Origin of the sequence: Longimicrobium sp., from assembly GCA_036389135.1 — a bacterium.
In the GTDB taxonomy this organism is placed as follows: Bacteria; Gemmatimonadota; Gemmatimonadetes; order Longimicrobiales; family Longimicrobiaceae; genus Longimicrobium.
Genome location: DASVQP010000055.1, coordinates 1 through 17045, shown reverse-complemented (window position 1 = coordinate 17045; position 17045 = coordinate 1). Strand labels below are relative to the sequence as shown.

The 17045-nt window shown below is 70.6% G+C and carries 13 protein-coding genes; 6 read left to right on the top strand and 7 right to left on the bottom strand.

The features are described from left to right. Positions 1-99 precede the first annotated feature (99 nt). Together VF584_13460 and VF584_13455 are read left to right on the top strand one after the other, a co-directional pair. The gene (locus VF584_13460) at positions 100-723 is read left to right on the top strand and encodes a nucleotidyltransferase domain-containing protein (protein HEX8211176.1); all 624 of its coding nucleotides are present in this window, start codon (positions 100-102) and stop codon (positions 721-723) included. Then, entirely contained in the window at positions 720-1229 is a 510-nt protein-coding gene (locus VF584_13455; GenBank protein ID HEX8211175.1) for a hypothetical protein, read from the top strand. Before VF584_13460 ends, VF584_13455 begins: the two co-directional genes overlap by 4 nt. A gap of 8 nt (positions 1230-1237) precedes the next feature. Here the strand turns inward: VF584_13455 and VF584_13450 are convergent, their stop codons facing one another. Beyond that, complete coding sequence (locus tag VF584_13450) at positions 1238-2101, bottom strand: mechanosensitive ion channel domain-containing protein (protein HEX8211174.1); 864 nt, start codon at positions 2099-2101, stop codon at positions 1238-1240. A 115-nt stretch (positions 2102-2216) separates the two neighbouring features. Between VF584_13450 and VF584_13445 the strand changes: the two genes are divergently transcribed. Next, positions 2217-2855: a CatA-like O-acetyltransferase gene (locus VF584_13445; GenBank protein HEX8211173.1), complete on the top strand. Its 639-nt coding sequence runs from the start codon at positions 2217-2219 to the stop codon at positions 2853-2855. A gap of 77 nt (positions 2856-2932) precedes the next feature. Here VF584_13445 and VF584_13440 read toward each other — a convergent pair whose 3' ends face one another. Further along, entirely contained in the window at positions 2933-3466 is a 534-nt protein-coding gene (locus tag VF584_13440) for a hypothetical protein (protein HEX8211172.1), read from the bottom strand. Between the two features lie 23 nt (positions 3467-3489). Continuing rightward, complete coding sequence (locus VF584_13435; GenBank protein ID HEX8211171.1) at positions 3490-3966, bottom strand: hypothetical protein; 477 nt, start codon at positions 3964-3966, stop codon at positions 3490-3492. Between the two features lie 245 nt (positions 3967-4211). Here VF584_13435 and VF584_13430 point away from each other — a divergent pair, with 245 nt between their 5' ends. The 3 genes from VF584_13430 to VF584_13420 all read left to right on the top strand — a co-directional run bounded on the left by VF584_13430 (position 4212) and on the right by VF584_13420 (position 9101). Beyond that, the gene (locus VF584_13430; GenBank protein ID HEX8211170.1) at positions 4212-6680 is read left to right on the top strand and encodes a TonB-dependent receptor; all 2469 of its coding nucleotides are present in this window, start codon (positions 4212-4214) and stop codon (positions 6678-6680) included. 346 nt (positions 6681-7026) lie between these two features. Further along, positions 7027-8235, top strand: a complete 1209-nt coding sequence (locus VF584_13425) for a hypothetical protein (protein HEX8211169.1) — start codon at positions 7027-7029, stop codon at positions 8233-8235. Between the two features lie 179 nt (positions 8236-8414). Beyond that, complete coding sequence (locus VF584_13420) at positions 8415-9101, top strand: methyltransferase domain-containing protein (protein HEX8211168.1); 687 nt, start codon at positions 8415-8417, stop codon at positions 9099-9101. A gap of 297 nt (positions 9102-9398) precedes the next feature. Here the strand turns inward: VF584_13420 and VF584_13415 are convergent, their stop codons facing one another. The 4 genes from VF584_13415 to VF584_13400 form a co-directional block, all read right to left on the bottom strand. Continuing rightward, the gene (locus VF584_13415; GenBank protein HEX8211167.1) at positions 9399-12881 is read right to left on the bottom strand and encodes a PAS domain-containing protein; all 3483 of its coding nucleotides are present in this window, start codon (positions 12879-12881) and stop codon (positions 9399-9401) included. A gap of 241 nt (positions 12882-13122) precedes the next feature. Beyond that, complete coding sequence (locus VF584_13410) at positions 13123-14505, bottom strand: serine/threonine-protein kinase (protein HEX8211166.1); 1383 nt, start codon at positions 14503-14505, stop codon at positions 13123-13125. A gap of 41 nt (positions 14506-14546) precedes the next feature. Next, positions 14547-15380 carry a DUF5715 family protein gene (locus tag VF584_13405; protein ID HEX8211165.1) on the bottom strand — a complete coding sequence of 278 codons (834 nt, stop codon included), beginning with the start codon at positions 15378-15380 and terminating at the stop codon, positions 14547-14549. Between the two features lie 183 nt (positions 15381-15563). Beyond that, positions 15564-16742 carry a PepSY-associated TM helix domain-containing protein gene (locus tag VF584_13400; GenBank protein ID HEX8211164.1) on the bottom strand — a complete coding sequence of 393 codons (1179 nt, stop codon included), beginning with the start codon at positions 16740-16742 and terminating at the stop codon, positions 15564-15566. Positions 16743-17045 lie beyond the last annotated feature (303 nt).

Sequence of the window (17045 nt, the reverse complement as noted above, 5' to 3'; positions counted from 1 at the left end):
AGACGCGCTCCTACATCAGCGGGCGTCATGCGGAGGCGGGCGGTTGCACATCATCCTCGCGCGTACTAAATTCTAGTACACCAATAGCCTGGCCGAGTGATGCCGAAGCAGCCCTCAGAACGCCCGTCAAGCCTCACCGCACTTTTCCACTCCCCGGCGATGGCGCGCCTGGTGGTGTTCTTTGCCACACACGCGGGTGAGCGGTTCCACTTTCGGGATCTCATGCGGCGGACGCAGCTGGCTAACGCGTCCGTGCAGCGGGAACTCCAGAACCTCGAACGGATGGGTGCGGTGAACCGGGAAGAGGAGGAGGGGCGCGTTTACTTCTCGGCGAGAGACGAGCACGACGCGTGGCGCGCGTGGGCGATGCTTCTCCGCTCCGCCGCGGCTCCGGCGGATGTGCTCCGGGAGGCGCTGGTGGACGCTCCCGGCGTCGAAGCCGCATTCGTCTACGGGTCCACCGTACGGGGTGACGCGCGGGCGGACAGCGATGTGGACGTGTTCCTGCTCTTCGACCGCGACGATCCCCACATGGAGGTGCGCCGGCAACTGTCCGACGCGGAGTTCCTCATCGGCAGGCAACTGGATGTGGTCGAGTACACCGCGGCGACGGCGAAAGAGCGCGTGCGCTCGGGCAATGCTTTCTTGAAGCGTGTGCTCGCGGAGCCGAAGGCGTGGCTTCGCGGTGATGAAGAAGCCTTTACGCGGGCGGTGATGGCGTGAACGCGCGAATCAAGATGATGCTGGACAGCCGCGAGATCGAGGAGTTCGCCGCGCCGTACGACGAAATCGTGGGGATGTGGCGCAAAGCAACCAGGACGGTCCAGAGCGCCGCAGCGCCGGAGTTGGACCTTGATCTCGACTCCCGGTTCACCCTCATGTACCAGTCCGCCCTGCAAGGCTCCACGGCCGTCGTCCGAGCGGCCGGATACCGGATCCGGGGGAACGACAACCACCGGCTCACCTTTGCCGCGGTCGCGGCACTCGGCCTCGGGGACCTGTCAGAGGCCGCCCGGGAGCTGAACATCATCCGGCAGGGCCGGCACGCGGCGGTGTACGACTGGGAGAGCACGACCGGGCCCGGCGAGATCAAGAAGCTCCGGGACGCAACCATCCGACTGCTCCAGGGCGCGGACGCCTGGCTGCGCGGCCAATCCGGGTCTTACGCGGACAGGCTCGCCCCTCTGGCAATCCCGGAGTTTCCGTTATCCCCGCGTGAGCGCGCATAGAGGCCGAATCACTCCGATGCCCCGGGCCACCCGCCGCGGATGCGCAGGTCGCGCTGGGGAAAGGGGATCTCGATCTCCTCCTGCCGGAACGCCGCGTCGATGGCGAAGCGGAGGTCGCTGGTGACGACGGGCTCCAGCAGCGGGTCCGGGATCCAGACGAGGAGGACGAAGTCGAGCGACGACTCACCGAAGTCGAGGAAGAGGACGGAGGGGGGCGGCAGGGCCAGCACCCGCGCGTCCTCCGCCGCCACGCGCGCCAGCACCCGCCGCACCCGGTCCGTGTCGCTGCCGTACGCCACGCCCACCTCCACGCGCACCCGCACCCGCCGGTCGCTCAGCGTCTGGTTGGTGACCGATTCGGTGATGAACTGGCCGTTCGGCACCACGATGTCCACGTTGTCCAGCGTGGTGACGATGGTGGCGCGCGCGTGGATCTGGCGCACGGTGCCGCGCACCTCGCCCACCTGCACGAAGTCGCCCTTCTTCACCGGCCGCTCCAGCAGCAGGATGAGCCCGCTGACGAAGTTCTGCGCGATGTTCTGGAGCCCGAAGCCGATTCCGACGGCGAGGATCGCCCCGAGCCCGGCCAGCGCCGTCACCGAGATCCCGAGGTTCTCCAGGGCGAAGAAGATGCCCAGCCCGATCACGGCGTAGTGCAGGAGGCGGTTCAGCGCGTACTGCACCCCCTCGTCCAGCCCGCGCTGGCGGTACACCCGCTGCATCGCGCGCCGCAGCACCGCGGAAGCCAGGAACGCCATCGCCACCAGCACCAGGAAGCTGACGACGGAGGCGATCGTGACGGTGCTGCCTCCCACGACGAAAAGGGGCTGGTCGAACGTCGAGCGGATCGGCGCGAGGCGGGAGCTCTGCATGCGGCTCGGGGTTCGGTGCTTGCGGTCCAACGGCCGGGTACGCAGGCGAGAACTGCAACTGCGGGGCTCGCGAAGACACACGCACTGGAGCAGCCAACTCACCCGGGAGCCATCCGTGGGGCACTACATCGACCTGGACCGCTGGGCCCGGCGGGAGCACTTCCACCTCTTCCGCGGCTACGACCGCCCACACTTCAGCGTCTCCACCGACGTGGACGTGACGGCGCTATACGAGGCGTCGCGCCGCCCCGAGGGCCCGTCGTTCATCCTGGCGACGCTCTTCGCGGGGATGCACGCGGCGAGCGCGACCGAGGCGTTCCGGCTGCGCATTCGCGGGGAGCGCGTCTGGTGCCACGACACGGTGTCGATCGGGTGCACGGTGCTCCGGCCGGACCGCACGTTTGGGTTTGGGTACTTTCCGTATGACCCGTCCTTCTCGCGCTTCGCCGCCGACGGACGCGCGGAGCTGGAGAGGGCGCGTGCGGGTACGTCGCTGCTGGAGGACGCGCGCGAGGAGGACGACGCCTACCTCCACAGCACGGTGCTGCCGTGGATCCGCTTCACCTCGTTCACCAACGCGCTGCGCCGGGAGGATTCCGTTCCCAAGCTCGTCTTCGGACAGCGGTTCGCGGTGGGGGACGCGTGGCGCATGCCGGTGGCGGTCGAGGTGCACCACGCGCTGGTGGACGGCATCGACGTGGGCGAGTTCCTGAAACGATTGCAGGATCTGCTCGCGAAACCGCCGGGCGAATAAGACAGAGGCGCGGAGGGGATTCCCTCCGCGCCTTGTAGTTCTCTCTGTGCCCTCTGTGTGACGCGCTGTTCCCTCCGTCAGCGCACCTCGACGTACTTCTCGAGCCGCGCGACCTCTTCCTTGTCCACGTACTTGCCGATCTCGCGGCGGAACTGCTCGATGTTCCTGTACGGGCGGTACTCTTCGAACTCGTGCTGCATGCGGGGGCCGACGCCGGGGATCAGGAGGATCTCCTCCTTGGAGGCGCTGTTGAGGGCGATCGGCTTCCATACCCTGGCGTACACGGCCTTGCGCTGCGGCTCGCCCAGGCGCGGGGCGAGCGCGCGGTCCACGGCCAGCATGTCGGCGTAGGGGCGGCCCTGGATCAGCGCATCGGCGGCGGCGGCGTCCAGGCCGGCGGCGGTGAGCTGCTCGCGCGTGGCCGTGTTGGGATCGATCATCGCGCCCTCCGCGGCCGCCGGAGCGGCGGTGGTGTCAGCGAGGGGAGCGGCAGGCGCGGCGGCGGCGGGGGGCGTGGCCTCCGGGGTGGCGGTGGCGGCGTCCTGGTCCGGCGCGTCGTTGCCGCACGCGGCGAGGAGCGCGGCGAGTACGAGGGCGGCGGTTCTGTGCATCGGTTCTCCCTGTTGGATGAAGTTCAGTTCTTCGTGCGGCGCAGCGCGGGGTGCCGGTACGCCAGCGCCAGGCCCACGAGCCCCAGCTGCGCCAGCGAGCCGGGCGCGAGCGCGGGGGTGGCGCCGCTGAGCGATTCCCAGAACAGCGCCGTTCCCGTGAGCGCGGGATCGGACTCGCGCTCGAATTCGGCGTTGCCCTGCAGGTGAAGATACGCGCCGACGCCCCCGGCCACGATGTACACGGCCATCACGGCGCGGAACGCGAGGAGCACCCCGCGCCCCGGCCGCAGCGCCACCGCGGTCCCGGCGACGAGTCCGGCGGCGAGCAGGGCCAGCGGCGTCCACTGCCACACGTCCTCGTAGTGCTCCAGCAGGAGCAGCTCGGCCGCGAGCCCCACGATCCCCACCAGCACCACCGCGAGCAGAATGCGGCGCAGGACCGGCAGCGCGTCAGGCTCGTGCGGCGGCGGAGATCCAGCGGGAATGTGGGACTCGTACATTCGGCCATCCGGGAACGGTTCGGCATCGCGATCCGCCGGAGAATATCCCTCACGGACCGATCAGGCAAAAACTACGGGCCTCTCGCAGAGCCACAGAGGGTACAGCGAGAACGGCGGGAGGGTTGGTTCTCAGGTTCGCCAAACGTTTGGAGCTGGCCGGTTGTAAGGAAGTGGGCAAGCACGATGGGCGGCGCGGATCCGTTCGGGACCCGCGACGCCCCGGACCCTCATGCGGGATGTCTGAGTTGAGATATACGGGAACGATTGCACTCATAGTGGCGCTGGGCGCGGGCGGCGAGCTGGCCGCGCAGGGCGGACGGCCGGGCGCACAGGCAGCGCAGGCCGCCGGGCAGATCCGCGGGATCGTGGTGGATGCCGCCACCGGCCAGCCGATCCGCTCCGCTTCCGCCGAAGTGCGCAGCGCCGCCGACTCCTCGCTCGTCAACGGGGCACTTACCGGGGCGGATGGGACGTTTCGCATAGAAGGGGTGCGCCCCGGCCGATACTACCTGCGGGTGACCGCCCTCGGCCACCAGGCGTCCACGCGCCCCGGCATCGCCGTCAGCGCGGAGGCGCCGGTCGCCTCGCTGGGGACGATCCGGCTGGGCACCAGCGCCGTGCAGCTCGAAGGCGTGACCGTCACCGCCGCGCGGCGCGAGGCGGCGCTGGCCCCGGACCGCAACACCTACACGCTGCGCGACATGCCCGCGGCGGCCGGCGGCAATGCCGTCGACGCGCTGCGCAACGTCCCCTCCGTGGAGGTGGACATCGACGGCCGCGTGAGCCTGCGCGGCAACGAGAACGTGGTCGTGCAGATCAACGGCCGCCCGTCGCCGATGCGCGGCGAGCAGCTGGGGGCCTTCCTCGCGCAGCTCCCGGCCAACATGGTGGACCGCGTGGAGGTGATCCCCAACCCGTCCGCCAAGTTCGATCCGGAGGGGATGGCGGGGATCGTGAACGTCGTCCTGCGCCAGAACACGGACCTGGGTACGAGCGGCGGGATCACGGCCGGCGGCGGCACCACGGGTCAGGTGAACCTCTCCGGCAACCTGGGCTACCAGAAGGGGCCGCTGACGCTGTTCGGCAACTACGGCTTCATGCGAGACGACCGGGAGACGACGGGCTTCACCTTCCGCGAGAACCGCTACCTCACGCCGCTGACGTACCTGGAGCAGGACGCGGCTGGGGCTTTCGCGCCGATCTCGCACACGCTCAACACGAGCGCCGAGCTGAAGCTGAGCGCGCGCGACCAGATCCACACCAGCCTGCTGCTGAGCACGCGCAGCGCGGACCGCAACGACGTCAACGAGTACCGGGAGCTCGGCGCATCGCGCGAGCTGCTGGGCCTTCGCGACCGGCGGGCGAACGAGGAGGGGAGCGAGCTGGGGCTGGACTACGTGCTCGGCTACCGCCACACGATCCGCCCGCGCCAGAACGAGTTCGCCACCGAGCTTCGCTTCAACCGCGACAACGAGGACGAGCTCACCCGCTACACCGAGCAGGCGCTGCTGCCGGACGGCACCGCGGCCGACGAGCTCCCCTTCCTGGAGACGCAGGGGAACGACGAGCGCACCCGCAACTGGACGCTCACGGCCGACTACACGCGGCCGCTGGGCGAGCGCGTGCGGCTGGAGACCGGCTACCGCGGCACGATGCGCCGGCTGAACAGCGACTTCACCGCGTCGCTCTTCTCCTACGGGTCGAATGCGTACGAGGTGGACGCGTCGCGCACCAACGCCTTCGCGTACGACGAGACGGTGCACGCCGGCTACGGTGTGCTCGCCTCCACGCTGGGGAGCTTCGACGTGCAGGGAGGGCTGCGCCTGGAGCGTGCCTCCAGCGAGTTCGACCTGGCGACCACCGGCGAATCCTTCGAAAACAGCTACGGGTCCTTCTTCCCGAGCGCGCTCGTCGCCTACAACCTGGACGACTCGCGGCAGCTCAAGGCGAGCTACTCCAAGCGCGTGGAGCGTCCGCGCACGCAGCAGCTCAACCCGTTCGGCCGCGTGGAAGACCCGCTCAACGTCTTCCGCGGCAACCCGTACCTCAAGCCGGAGTACACGCACTCCTTCGAGGTCGGCTTCCAGCAGTCGGGCGACCTGGGCACCATCCAGCTCACCCCGTTCTACCGCCACACGACGGACGCGGTGCGGCGCTTCACCACGGTGGACGATGCCACGGGCGTGGCCACGACCACCTTTCAGAACGTCGCCACGACGGATTCGTACGGCGCCGACTTCAACACGTCGATCCGCCGCGGGCGCGTCACGGGCTTCGGCGGCTTCAGCGCCTTCCGCCAGGTGACCGACGCGAGCAACGTGGGCGCCGGCGTGGGGAGCGATGCCTTCGGTTGGTCCGCGCGGATGAACGCCACGCTCAAGATCACGCCGCGGCTGGACGCGCAGGGCTTCCTGATGTACCGCGCGCCGATGGCCACCGAGCAGGGGCGCGTCTCGGGGCGGCAGATGTTCAACCTGGCCCTTCGCCAGAAGCTGATGGGCGACAGGGCCAGCGTGAGCCTGCGCGTGGTGGACCCGTTCAACACGATGCGCTTCCGCTCGATGACGGACGACGAGCGCTTCTACCAGGAGACGGAGCGCCGGATGGGTGCGCGCGGCGTCTTCCTGAGCTTCAGCTACAACTTCGGCCAGCAGCCGCGCGTCCGTCCGCGCGAGCAGCCGGAGCGCGGGGGCGACGAGGAGGAGATCCCGTAAGGGGCGCAGGCCCCCTCCCCCGCTCGTCACCTCGCTGCCCCCTCCCCCAATAACCACCTGGGGGAGGGGGCGCTTGCGTCCCTCCGTGCGTTACGCCGGTGCTGGCGTTCGCACGGAATCCCGTAGGGGCATTATAGGCGCACGGCTTCGGCAGCTGCCAAGTTTGTTGCCGGTTCGCAACCTTTCGTTCCACTCCGGCGCACTCCGGAACTGGCCCGCCCCTTGCGCACCTGCCACGCGCGCCCGCAGCAGCTTCCCTCCGTCCCCGGACCACACCTTGCACCGTAAAACTTTGCTCCTTGCCGCCCTCCTTGCGGGGGCCGCCGGGTGTTCGAACGATGCGCCCATGGCGCCGCCGGCCGGCCCCGTGCTGGACCGGGCGAACGGTGTCACGCTGTCGATGGCGCAGGGCGACGGGCAGACCGGACTCCCCGGAACGCCCCTCCCCACGCTGCTGGTGGTGCGCGTGCTGGACCAGGCAAAGCGTCCCATTGCCGGCGCGGTCGTGAACTGGGTCGCGGTCAGCGGCGGCGGATCGGTGAGCATCCGCCGGAGCAATACGGACGCGAGCGGCTACGCTTCCACGCGGTGGACGCTCGGAGCCGCGGAGGGCGAGCAGACGGTGCGCGCCTCGGGGAAGGGGGGTACGTTCCTCTTCTCCGCCAACCGCGCGCACGGCGTGCCGGTGGCGATGCACGTCATCCCCGGGTCCGTGTGGCTCACCGTGGGCGACACGGCGCGCCTGCGGGTGGTGTTCCTGGACGCGGAGGGGAACGTGGTGCCGGGCCCGCGCCCCACCTTCAAGTCGTTCTCCCATTACGCGACCGTGGACCAGAACGGAGTGGTTCGCGCGACCCAGGCGGCCAACGGCGGAATCGAGATCCTGGCGCCGCCCTTCCGCCGGTTCGCGTCCGTCAACCCGTGGTCGCGCGCCCACGAGCGCTACGGATCGCCGCGCAACTGGCTTTACGTGGTGCCAGAGGCCATCAACATCCTCCCCGGCGACACGACCCGCCTCCATGCGCTGTGGGTGGATGGGAACGGAGCGGTGAGCAACGCGCGCGACGCCGCATGGTCGTCGCTCAGCCCCAGCACGGCCACCGTGCTCCCCGGCGGGAAGGTGACGGCCGTGCGGGATTGGGGCGGGGCGGCCATCTACGCCCGGCGCTCCGACCGGGTGGGTCGCTCCGACGTGGGCGTGACCCGGCCGCAGGGGTGGTACCCGGGGCTCATCCTGACCGGGGTGACGATCTCGTCGGCAACGGTGCGCGCGGGTGCTTCGGTGGGGTGGGTGACCTTCTCCGTGTACTACATCACCGACGGTCCCGCGCGGCTGTCACGCTTCACGGTTCAGCTCCGCGCCCCGGACGGCACCACCCGCGAGCAGAGCTGGAACGGCTCCAGCGGTACCATGCGGATGCCGAAGGGCTCGGCCCCGGGGCGTTATGACATCGTAAAGGTGACGCTGACGGACAACCTGGGGAAGTCCGACTACGTGGTTGCCTCGCAGCTCCAGTCCCGCGGCAGCCCGACGTACTTCACCGTCGTCCGCTGACGCCAGCTCCCCGGACCGTCTGTAAAACCGAGGCACGGAGAAGAGCCTTTTCTCCGTGCCTCGCCGTTCGGATATCCGCGCACCGAAGCGCCTGACCCAGCATCCGCGCACCGTCCGCATCGCCCGTGCGCCGTGCCCCTGCCCCTCGCCCGGAACGGCGCTTGCGCCCGGCGCGCGGCATGAGCGCATCCGCCACGCGGCCACAGGTGCTGCAGACCGAGTCCGGGGAGTTCCCGCTGCACGAGTCCCGCCTCGGTCTGGCGGGGCACGAGTGGACGATCCTGCACACGGGTGTGGTGCTGACCCACGACGACGAGCAGCACTTCCTGCGCGAGTTCCGCGACCGGCTGCCGTACGGCGTCGCGCTCTGGCCCGCCGCCATCGCGCTGGCCCACGACGTCGCCGGGCGCGCGGATGCCCTGCGCGGTGCCCGCGTCCTGGAGCTGGGCGCGGGCACCGGCCTGCCGGGGATCGTCGCCGCCTCGCTCGGCGCGCGCGTGGTGCAGACGGACCGGCACGAGATGGCCATGTCCGTCTGCCGGCACAACGCGGAGCTGAACGGCATCTCCGCCATCGAGCACCGCCTCGCCGACTGGACCGCCTGGGACGACGCGGAGCGCTACGAGTGGATCATCGGCTCGGACGTCCTGTACGGCGAGTCGATGCACCCGCACCTCCGCCACATCTTCGAGACCAACCTGGCCCCCGGCGGCCGCATCCTCCTCTCCGACCCCTTTCGCGCGCCCGGCCTGCGCCTGCTGGAGTCGCTGGAGGCCGCCGGCTGGCGCATCTCCCTCGCCAAGTGGAACCTGGGCGAAGATACCTCGCCGCGGCCGATCGGCGTGTTCGAGATGGAGGCGGGGTAAACGCCGGTGCCGAATGTCGGCGCCCGAACACCGGGGGCTGAAGCCCCCGGCTGGAACCACGGGAAGGCGGCTGAAGCCGGCTCGAGAAACGCGGGACGTGACCGGGAGTCCGCAAAGGCGGACTTTGTGTTTTTCAGCGGCGAATTCATTCGCCCCTGGGAGGGCGGCGGCGGAGCCGCATCGGGCACGGGCAGCCACGTGGGGGCTGCCCCTACGGGATCGGTTTGTGCCGCAGAGATCGAGGAAGGTGGAGGGTGGGCGCGATAAATCGCGCCCCTACGATGTGTAGCCGCGAGTTTACTCGCCACCACCACCCGGCAGCACCAGCGTGAACGTGCTCCCCTCGCCGGGAGCGCTGCGCACGGTGAGGTCGCCGTTCATGGCGCGGGCCAGGTCGCGGGAGATGGCCAGGCCGAGGCCCGTGCCCTCGCTGGGGTTGTTGAGGGCGCGGCCCACCTGTACGAACGGCTCGAAGATGGCGTCCAGCTTGTCCGGCGCGATTCCGATCCCCGAATCCCGCACCTCGATCTCCACCCGCGCGCCCAGAGTTCGCGAGCGGACGCCGATTCGCCCGCCCGGATCGGTGAACTTGATGGCGTTGGAGAGGAGGTTCACAAGGATCTGCCGCAGCTTCTCGCCATCCGCGAACGCCGTCAGCGGGCCCACATCCGTCTCCAGCACGAGCGAGCGGGCGTGCACCTGCGGAAGGACCAGCGACTCCACCTCGCCGATGGCGGCGGCCACGTCCACCACGGCCAGGTCGTAGTGCACGGCGCCCGTCTCCAGCCGGGCGTAGTTGAGCACCTCGTTGATGAGACCCAGCAGGTGCTTCTGGCTGCGGCGGATGCGGAGCAGCGCCTCGGCCTGGGCGGGGGTCACGGGGCCGTGCACCCCCAGCTCGATCAGCTCGGCGTAGCCGTCGATGGCGTTGAGCGGCGTGCGCAGCTCGTGGCTCATCGTCGCCAGGAACTCGCTCTTGCTGCGGTTTGCGCTCTCCGCCTCCGCCCGCGCGCGCTCGGCGTCGCGAAAGAGGCGCGCGTTGTCGATGGCCACCGCCGCGCGGCTCGCCAGGTCCTGCACCAGCTCCAGGTCGCGCGCATCGTAGTGGCGCCCCGACTCGGTCATGCACAGGGTGAGCGCGCCCACGACGAGGCCGCGCGCGTTCAGCGCGACCACCAGGAAGGAGGAGAAATGCAGGGCGCGCAGGAGCGTGAGGTGCTCCTCGTCGCGGGCGCCGGCCAGGAGCATCTCGTCCGTCACCTCCGGTACGAACAACGGGGTGCCGGTGCGCAGCACGTTCGCGAAGCCGGTCTCCGCCGCCCAGTCGGTGGGATAGCGCTCGGTGAGCTCCGCGGCCAGCGCCAGCTTCGCGGGATCGCGGTGGACGACCGCGAGGCGCTGGATGCGCGGCGGCCACGCCTGCGCGGCCGGGTCCTCCACCACGTCCACCGCGCACCAGTCGCCCAGCCGGGGCACCGCGGCGTCGGCCACGGTCCGCAGCGTCTCCTCGTAGTTCAGCGAGGCGGAGAGGAGCTGGCTCGCCTCGGCCAGCAGGTCGGAGGCATCCTGCGCGCGACGGCGCTCGGTGATGTCCTGGAAGACGAGCGAAACGCCGCCCGGCGCGGGGTAGATGCGCGCCTCCACCCAGCGGCCGATCACCGGGCTGAGCCCCTCCACCTGCGAGCCCACGCCGGTCGACAGCGTGCGGACGACGGCCTCGTACACGGGCGATTCGGTGGCACGGGGGAACGCCTCCTCCATGCGCCGCCCCAGGAGCTCCGCCGCGCGGCGCCCCAGCAGGGCCTCGGCGCGCGGGTTCACGTAGGTGTAGCGGAGCTCCGAGTCCAGCGCCACGAATGCGTCCTGGATCGTCTCCAGCAGCGCGGCGTGCCACTCCGCCTGGTGGAGCTCCACCTCGTGCAGCCGCGCCCGCTCCAGCGCCAGCGCGCACTGCTCGCTCAGGGTGGACAGAAAGGTGCGCGTGGCGTCGTCGAACTCCTGCGGCTCGCGGAAGCTGAAGGAGAGCGCCGCCAGCGTGCGCTCTCCCACGCTTGCCGGCACCGCCACGAACGCCTGGAAGCCGAGCTTCTCCAGGTCTTCCGTGGCCCTGGGAAAGACGCGCGACCATTCCGCGGGCGTGCCGATGGCGACCGTCTCGCGCCGCAGCGCCGCCTCGGAGAGCGGCTTGCCGGGCTCGACCGGGAAGGTGCGGTACCGCTCCGCCACCTCGGTGCCATACCCGCGCGTGCGGATGATCTCGAATTGCTCCGGCCGCCCCTCGGCATCCGAGTGCACCAGCGCCAGCGACCCGGCGTCCGCCCCCACGGCGGCGAGCCCGCCCTCCAGGATCACGTCGGCGATCTGCGCGCGACCCACTGCCTCGTTTAGCTGCGCGGTGAGGCGCTGCACCCGGCGCGCGCGGTCCGCGGCGCGCTCGGCGAGGGCGCGGGACTCGCGCTCCGCCTCCACCAGCCAGGCCCGCTCCAGCGCCTGCCCGCTCTGACGGCCCAGCGCCAGAAAGAAGTCGCGGCTCTCGCGCGGGAAGGCGCGCTCCGTGGTGAAGGTGAACGAAATCGCCCCGATCGTCTCGCCGGCCACCGTTAGCGGCACGGCCGCCACGGCGCGGGTGCCGAGCGTCGTCCACAGCCGCGCGTTCTCGGGGAAGAGGCCGCGCACCTCCTCCTCGGTCTCCACGAAGAATGCCTCCCCCGTGCGCACGGACGCCGCCGCGGGGCCGGGCGTATCCAGCGGAAAGCGCGCGTACTCGCGAAAGATGTCCTCCGCCAGCCCCTTCTGGCGCAGCAGCACCACCTCGCCGCCGCTGCGCAGGGCGAGCAGCCCGGTGGCCGCGCCGGTCGCCACCACCCCCTGCGCAACCACCACCTCCGCCACCTCCTCTGGCGTGGCGCTCGCGGCCAGCGCCACCGTCAGCTCCTGCAGGCGGCTGGTGAGGTCGCGCGCCTGCTCCACCTCCTGCCGCGCGAGCACCTGCTCCGTGACGTCCACCCCGTGCGCCATGATCCCGGCGACGGTCCCCTCGGGTCCGTCGAGCGGCTGGTAGACGAAGTTGATGAAGTGCTTCGAGGGCGGCTCGTCCGGCGTGCGCTGGTAGACGACGGGCGCTTCGGTGGCGGTGTACGGCTTTCCGCTGCGGTACACGTCGTCCAGCAGGTCGATGTAGCCCTGCTCCACCAGCTCGGGGAGGGCTTCGCGCGCGGTCCTTCCCAGCAGGGGCCGGTCCCCCGCGAGCCGGCGGTACAGCGGGTTGGCGAGCTCGAAGACGTGGTCCGGACCGCGCAGGACGGCGATGTACGACGCGGCGTGCTGGAAGACGCTGGTGAGCCGCGCGCGCTCCAGCTCCAGCGCCTCCACCAGCCCGCGCCGCTCCGCCTGCACCCGCCTCTCCGCCACCGAATCGCGCACCTCCACGATCGTCCCCACCCGCCGCCCCCCCTCGCGGATGGGCGACGCGCTGAACGCGACGGGGTAGAAGCGCCCGTCTGGGTGCACGAAAACCTCTTCCCCTTCGGCGCGCGCGTCCTCGGCGAAGGCGCGCTCGATGGGGCACTCGCCGATGGGGTACGGGCGCCCGTCCGGCCGCGTGTGGTGGATGACGTCGTGAAGCGGGCGGCCCTGCACGTCGGCGAGCGTGCAGCCGGTGAGGCGCTCCGCCGCGGGGTTCATGAACGTGCAGTGCTGGCGCTCGTTCAGGATGAAGAGCGCCGGTGCCGCGTTCTCCGCCGCACCTCCGGGCTGGCGGCGATCGGTCTGGATCTGCAATCGCGTGTTCCGCGGGGCGGCCGGGCCGTTCATTGCCCGGTAGATCGTGGGGTCGACCGCATCAGTGCGCGATCGGGGAAGCGCAGGGATGGTAGCAACTTCCGTACTCTGCTCCGTCACGAACAGCGGGTCTCACGCGGAGGCGCGGAGACGCAGAGGAAGGAACTGCAACTGCGGCCTCACACAGAGGCACAGAGGGAACAACAAGAAGAGGGGAAAGACGGTTTCCTCGACATCGTCGTCATTTTGGGGGAAACGGGGGCCAGCCGGGCGCCTCCGCCGCCCACTTTTCCACCTGCGACTTCAATGCGCGCGCACGCTGATTGACACGCGAATCGTTCATGGAGGGATCGTGGCGCGCGAGCTCGCCCCGCGCGGTGAAGTAGTAGCGTTGGATGGTTCCGTCCGCGTCAGCGATGGGCGCGGAGGCGAAGCGGAGCCCGTGGCGGTCGAAGTACATCTCGCTTGTGCCAGATGGAAGGCGCGTGACGAGCTTGCGGACACCGGAGCGGTCCAGGTACGCCATCACCTGACCGTCCGGGTCGTAGCGGCGCGTCATTCGGCCCGCGCTCGCGTTGACTTCGCGGAAGACGGCCCCCGCGGCGGCGACGGCTTCGGCCTCCGTCTCCACGGGCGCGGGGGCGGCGCGCGGACGATTCCACGCCCAGAGCGCGACCCCGAGCGCGATGACGGCCAGCATCCCGAGGAGAGTGGCGCGCGTGGTCGGACGGCGCACGGGTGCTGGCTTCGCGAGCGGCGCGGCGAGGGGACGGAGAGCGTCACCCATCGCGGCGCAGTCAGGGAAGCGGCGAGCGGGGTCAGGGTCCAGCGCGCGGCGAAGGACGGCGGCGAGGGCGGAGTGCTCGAGTTCCAGCGTGTCGAGCATGGCGGGAGGGTCTTCGGCCGACCCGCCGGCGAGTGCCGCGACGGCGGTGAGCCCGAGCGCGTAGACGTCGGTCGCGGGGGTGGTGGGGTCGCCGGCCTCCTGCTCGGGCGCCGCGAAGCCGGGGGTGCGCGGGTTCCCGCCGCCGCCGGTCAGGTGGGTCACGGTCGATACGCCGCCCGGGCCCGGCTGCGCGATCCCGAAGTCCAGCACCTTCACCCGAGCCGATCCCCCCGAGCCCGTCACGAACAGGTTCCCCGGCTTCACGTCGCGATGCACGACGCCGCGGGCGTGCCCCGCCGCCAGCCCGTCCGCGGCCTGCGCCAGGATTCCGGCGAGCTCCTCCGGGGCCGGGCGCCACCCACCGGCAACGCGCGCGCCCAGGTCGTCCCCCGCGAGCAGCTCCATCACGAGGAAGTCCAGGTCCAGCTCCGCATCCACGCCGAAGTCGTGGACGGTAACGACGTTGGGGTGGGCGATGGATGCGGCGGTCTTGGCCTCGCGCAGGAAGCGGGCGCGCAGCACGCCGCGCGCCTCCCGCGAGATGCCGGGAGGCGCCGTGACCACCTTGAACGCCACCTCGCGCTCCAGGCGCAGGTCGTGGCAGCGGAACACCGCGCCCATCCCGCCGCTCGCCAGGAACTCGTCCACGCGGTAGCGCTCGGCCACTACCCGGCCGACCAGGAGCTGCTCGAAAGACATCAACGAACCGGAAGCGGTGGTGGTAGGGGCGCGGTTCATCGCGCCCGTGTCCAGGGCGGCACCGGTCGCGCGATGGCCGTTCAGCGCCCCGCCAGCCGCTGCCGAACGGTGAAGTGGTAGACGGGCTGCCGGTCCTCGATCATCACGTGCAGCAGCTCGCGGGTGCGCAGCTCGATCAGGGTGCGCCCCAGCTCGCCCTGGAGGATCTTGGCGTGCTCCTTCCCCATCTCTTCGAGCGTGTCGGTCTGCGCCCCCGCGCCGGCCGGCACCGCGAAGCGCTCGTGCGATACGTCCATCGTAGTGCCGAACTCGTGCGCGCTCGCCGTCTGCGACGCGTAGGAGTTGATCTTCCGCAGCTCCGCCTGGGTGGAGCCGGTGCGCAGCGCGGAGGTCACCTTCATCCGGTAGCGCGGGATTCCCAGGCTGTCGAGGCGCGCGTGGAAGCGGCGCCCCACCTGCACCAGGAGGGCGCGCGCATCCGGCGTCACGTACGGCACCGAGTGGTCCATCTTGCGCAGCACCCAGTGCGGCGTGCTGTCCCCCAGCGCCACCAGCCGCCCCTGCCGCACGAGCTGCTGGATCTGCGCGTCGGCATAGGCGCGCACCCCAAGCGACTGCGCGGTGGCGACCTGCGTGCGGTTGACGTCGCGCCGGAGCCAGCCGATCTCGCTCGCCCCCAGCGCCCGCCCCCGTGCGAACGCCGCCCGCACCGAGTCGGGGCGCACCGCAGCCGCCGGGTTCTCCGCGGCCACCGGCTGCGCAGGCACCTCTGCCGAGGAGGGCTGCCGCGGCTGCGCCGTCGCCGCGCTCGTGGTCCGCGCCGCCTCCGCATCGTTGTCCGGATCGTACTCGTGGTCTCCGCCCGAGCACGCCGCGAGCACCGCCATCATCCCCGCCGCCATCCACCTTCGCATATCGAGCATCGCGACCCTTGTTGTAAGCCTTTTCAGGAAAGCGGCTCACGTTGGGCCAGATGCATGCCAGATCCGTGTTCGCGCGGCGTTCCGTCGTTCGGTTGAAGCGTATCCTCAAGGAAACTGAAGATACGCTTCAACAGCGTCGCAGAACGGCTATCGGCTGCTCGGCCCCGCGGCACCTCAGGCCGCCTCCGCCTTCACCCGCTCGCGCGCCGGGAGGGGGCGCGCACGCCGCCGGCCGCGCCAGGCGCTGAAGCGGCGCAGGCTGAGCGAAAGGCCGGTCCACACCAGGAAGGCGGCGCCGAGCGAGACGAGGCCGGCGAGGGTCTGGCCCGGGATGCCGAGGACCTCGCCGGTGTGGGCGAAGCGGAGGATGGAGCGCATCCGGCGGCCGGTGGAGGTGGCGGCGAAGGGCTCCCACTTCGTCTCGCGGCCGGTGGCGCGGTCCAGGGTGAGCTGCGCGCGCTTGTGGGGCTCGCCGCCGTTGCCGCGGTCGATGCTGAAGACGAACGGCGCGTCCGGTTTCCGCGGGAGGTTCAGGGTGATGATGCGCCACCCCGGCACACGCTGCGTCACGCGCGGCCAGAGCGCATCCACGCCCGCGAGCGCGACAGCCGGGGGCACGGCCTCGGCACCGGGACGGCCGCCACCCTCCGCGGGCGGGGGAGGGGCCTCGCCGGCGGCGCGGTACACGAGGTTGCCCGCCCACCGGTAGGAGATCACAACGCCGGAGAGCACCACCACGAAGAGCGGCACCGCGCACCAGAAGCCGATGGTGTTGTGCCAGTTGAAGTCGCGCGCCTTGGGGCGCAGCCCGCGGCGGAACCAGGTGATGCCGCGCAGCGCGCGGCGGCTCCACTCGCTCGGCCACCAGAGGTAGAAGCCGCTCACCACCAGGAAGAGGAACGCGAGGTTGCAGGCGCCCGTCACCATCTTGCCGAGCGCGCGGTTCTCCTCGCCCGCGCCGAGCCAGCGATGGATGTCCGTGACCTTGCGGAAGAAGGCGCGCACCCCCTTGCCCCCTTCTCCCAGCACCTCGCCCGTGTACGCGCTGGCGAACACGGTGCGCTCCCGTCCAAACGCCACCTGCACCGGCGCGTCCCTGCCTGCGCGCCAGGTGAGCGCGGTCGGCTTCCCCTTCTCCGTTCGCAGCACCCGCTCCACCAGCGCCGCCGGCGCAAGCCGCTGCGCCCCCGCCGACGGCGCCGCCGCCTCCAGCGTCCGCATGTCCGCCCAGACGATGATCTGCCGCTGGTAGGTGAGCAGCACGCCCGTCACGGACATGATCAGCACCACTACCCCCGCGAAGACGCCCGCGACGAGGTGGCACCAGAAAACGAAGTTGCGGAAGCCGCGCATTTCGGTGTGGAGGAAAGTTCAAAGGGGAAGTGCTAAGTGCTAAGTGCTAAGTGCTAAGTGCTAAGTGCTAAGTGCTAAGTGCTAAGTGCTGAGCAGAAGTTCACCCAGGACTTAGCACTTAGGACTCAGGACTTCTTTACCAACGCACTCACGCACTTCTATTTAGTGTCCATCCGGAAACTCGGAAGCGAGGCGGGGGCAAAGAGATGACGGCGCACCCGGGTGTGTTGGATCTCGCGCGGAAGGCGTAGGTTTGGGTTGCGAAGCTCAAACCACCTTACGCGGAGCACACTCGAATGCGCC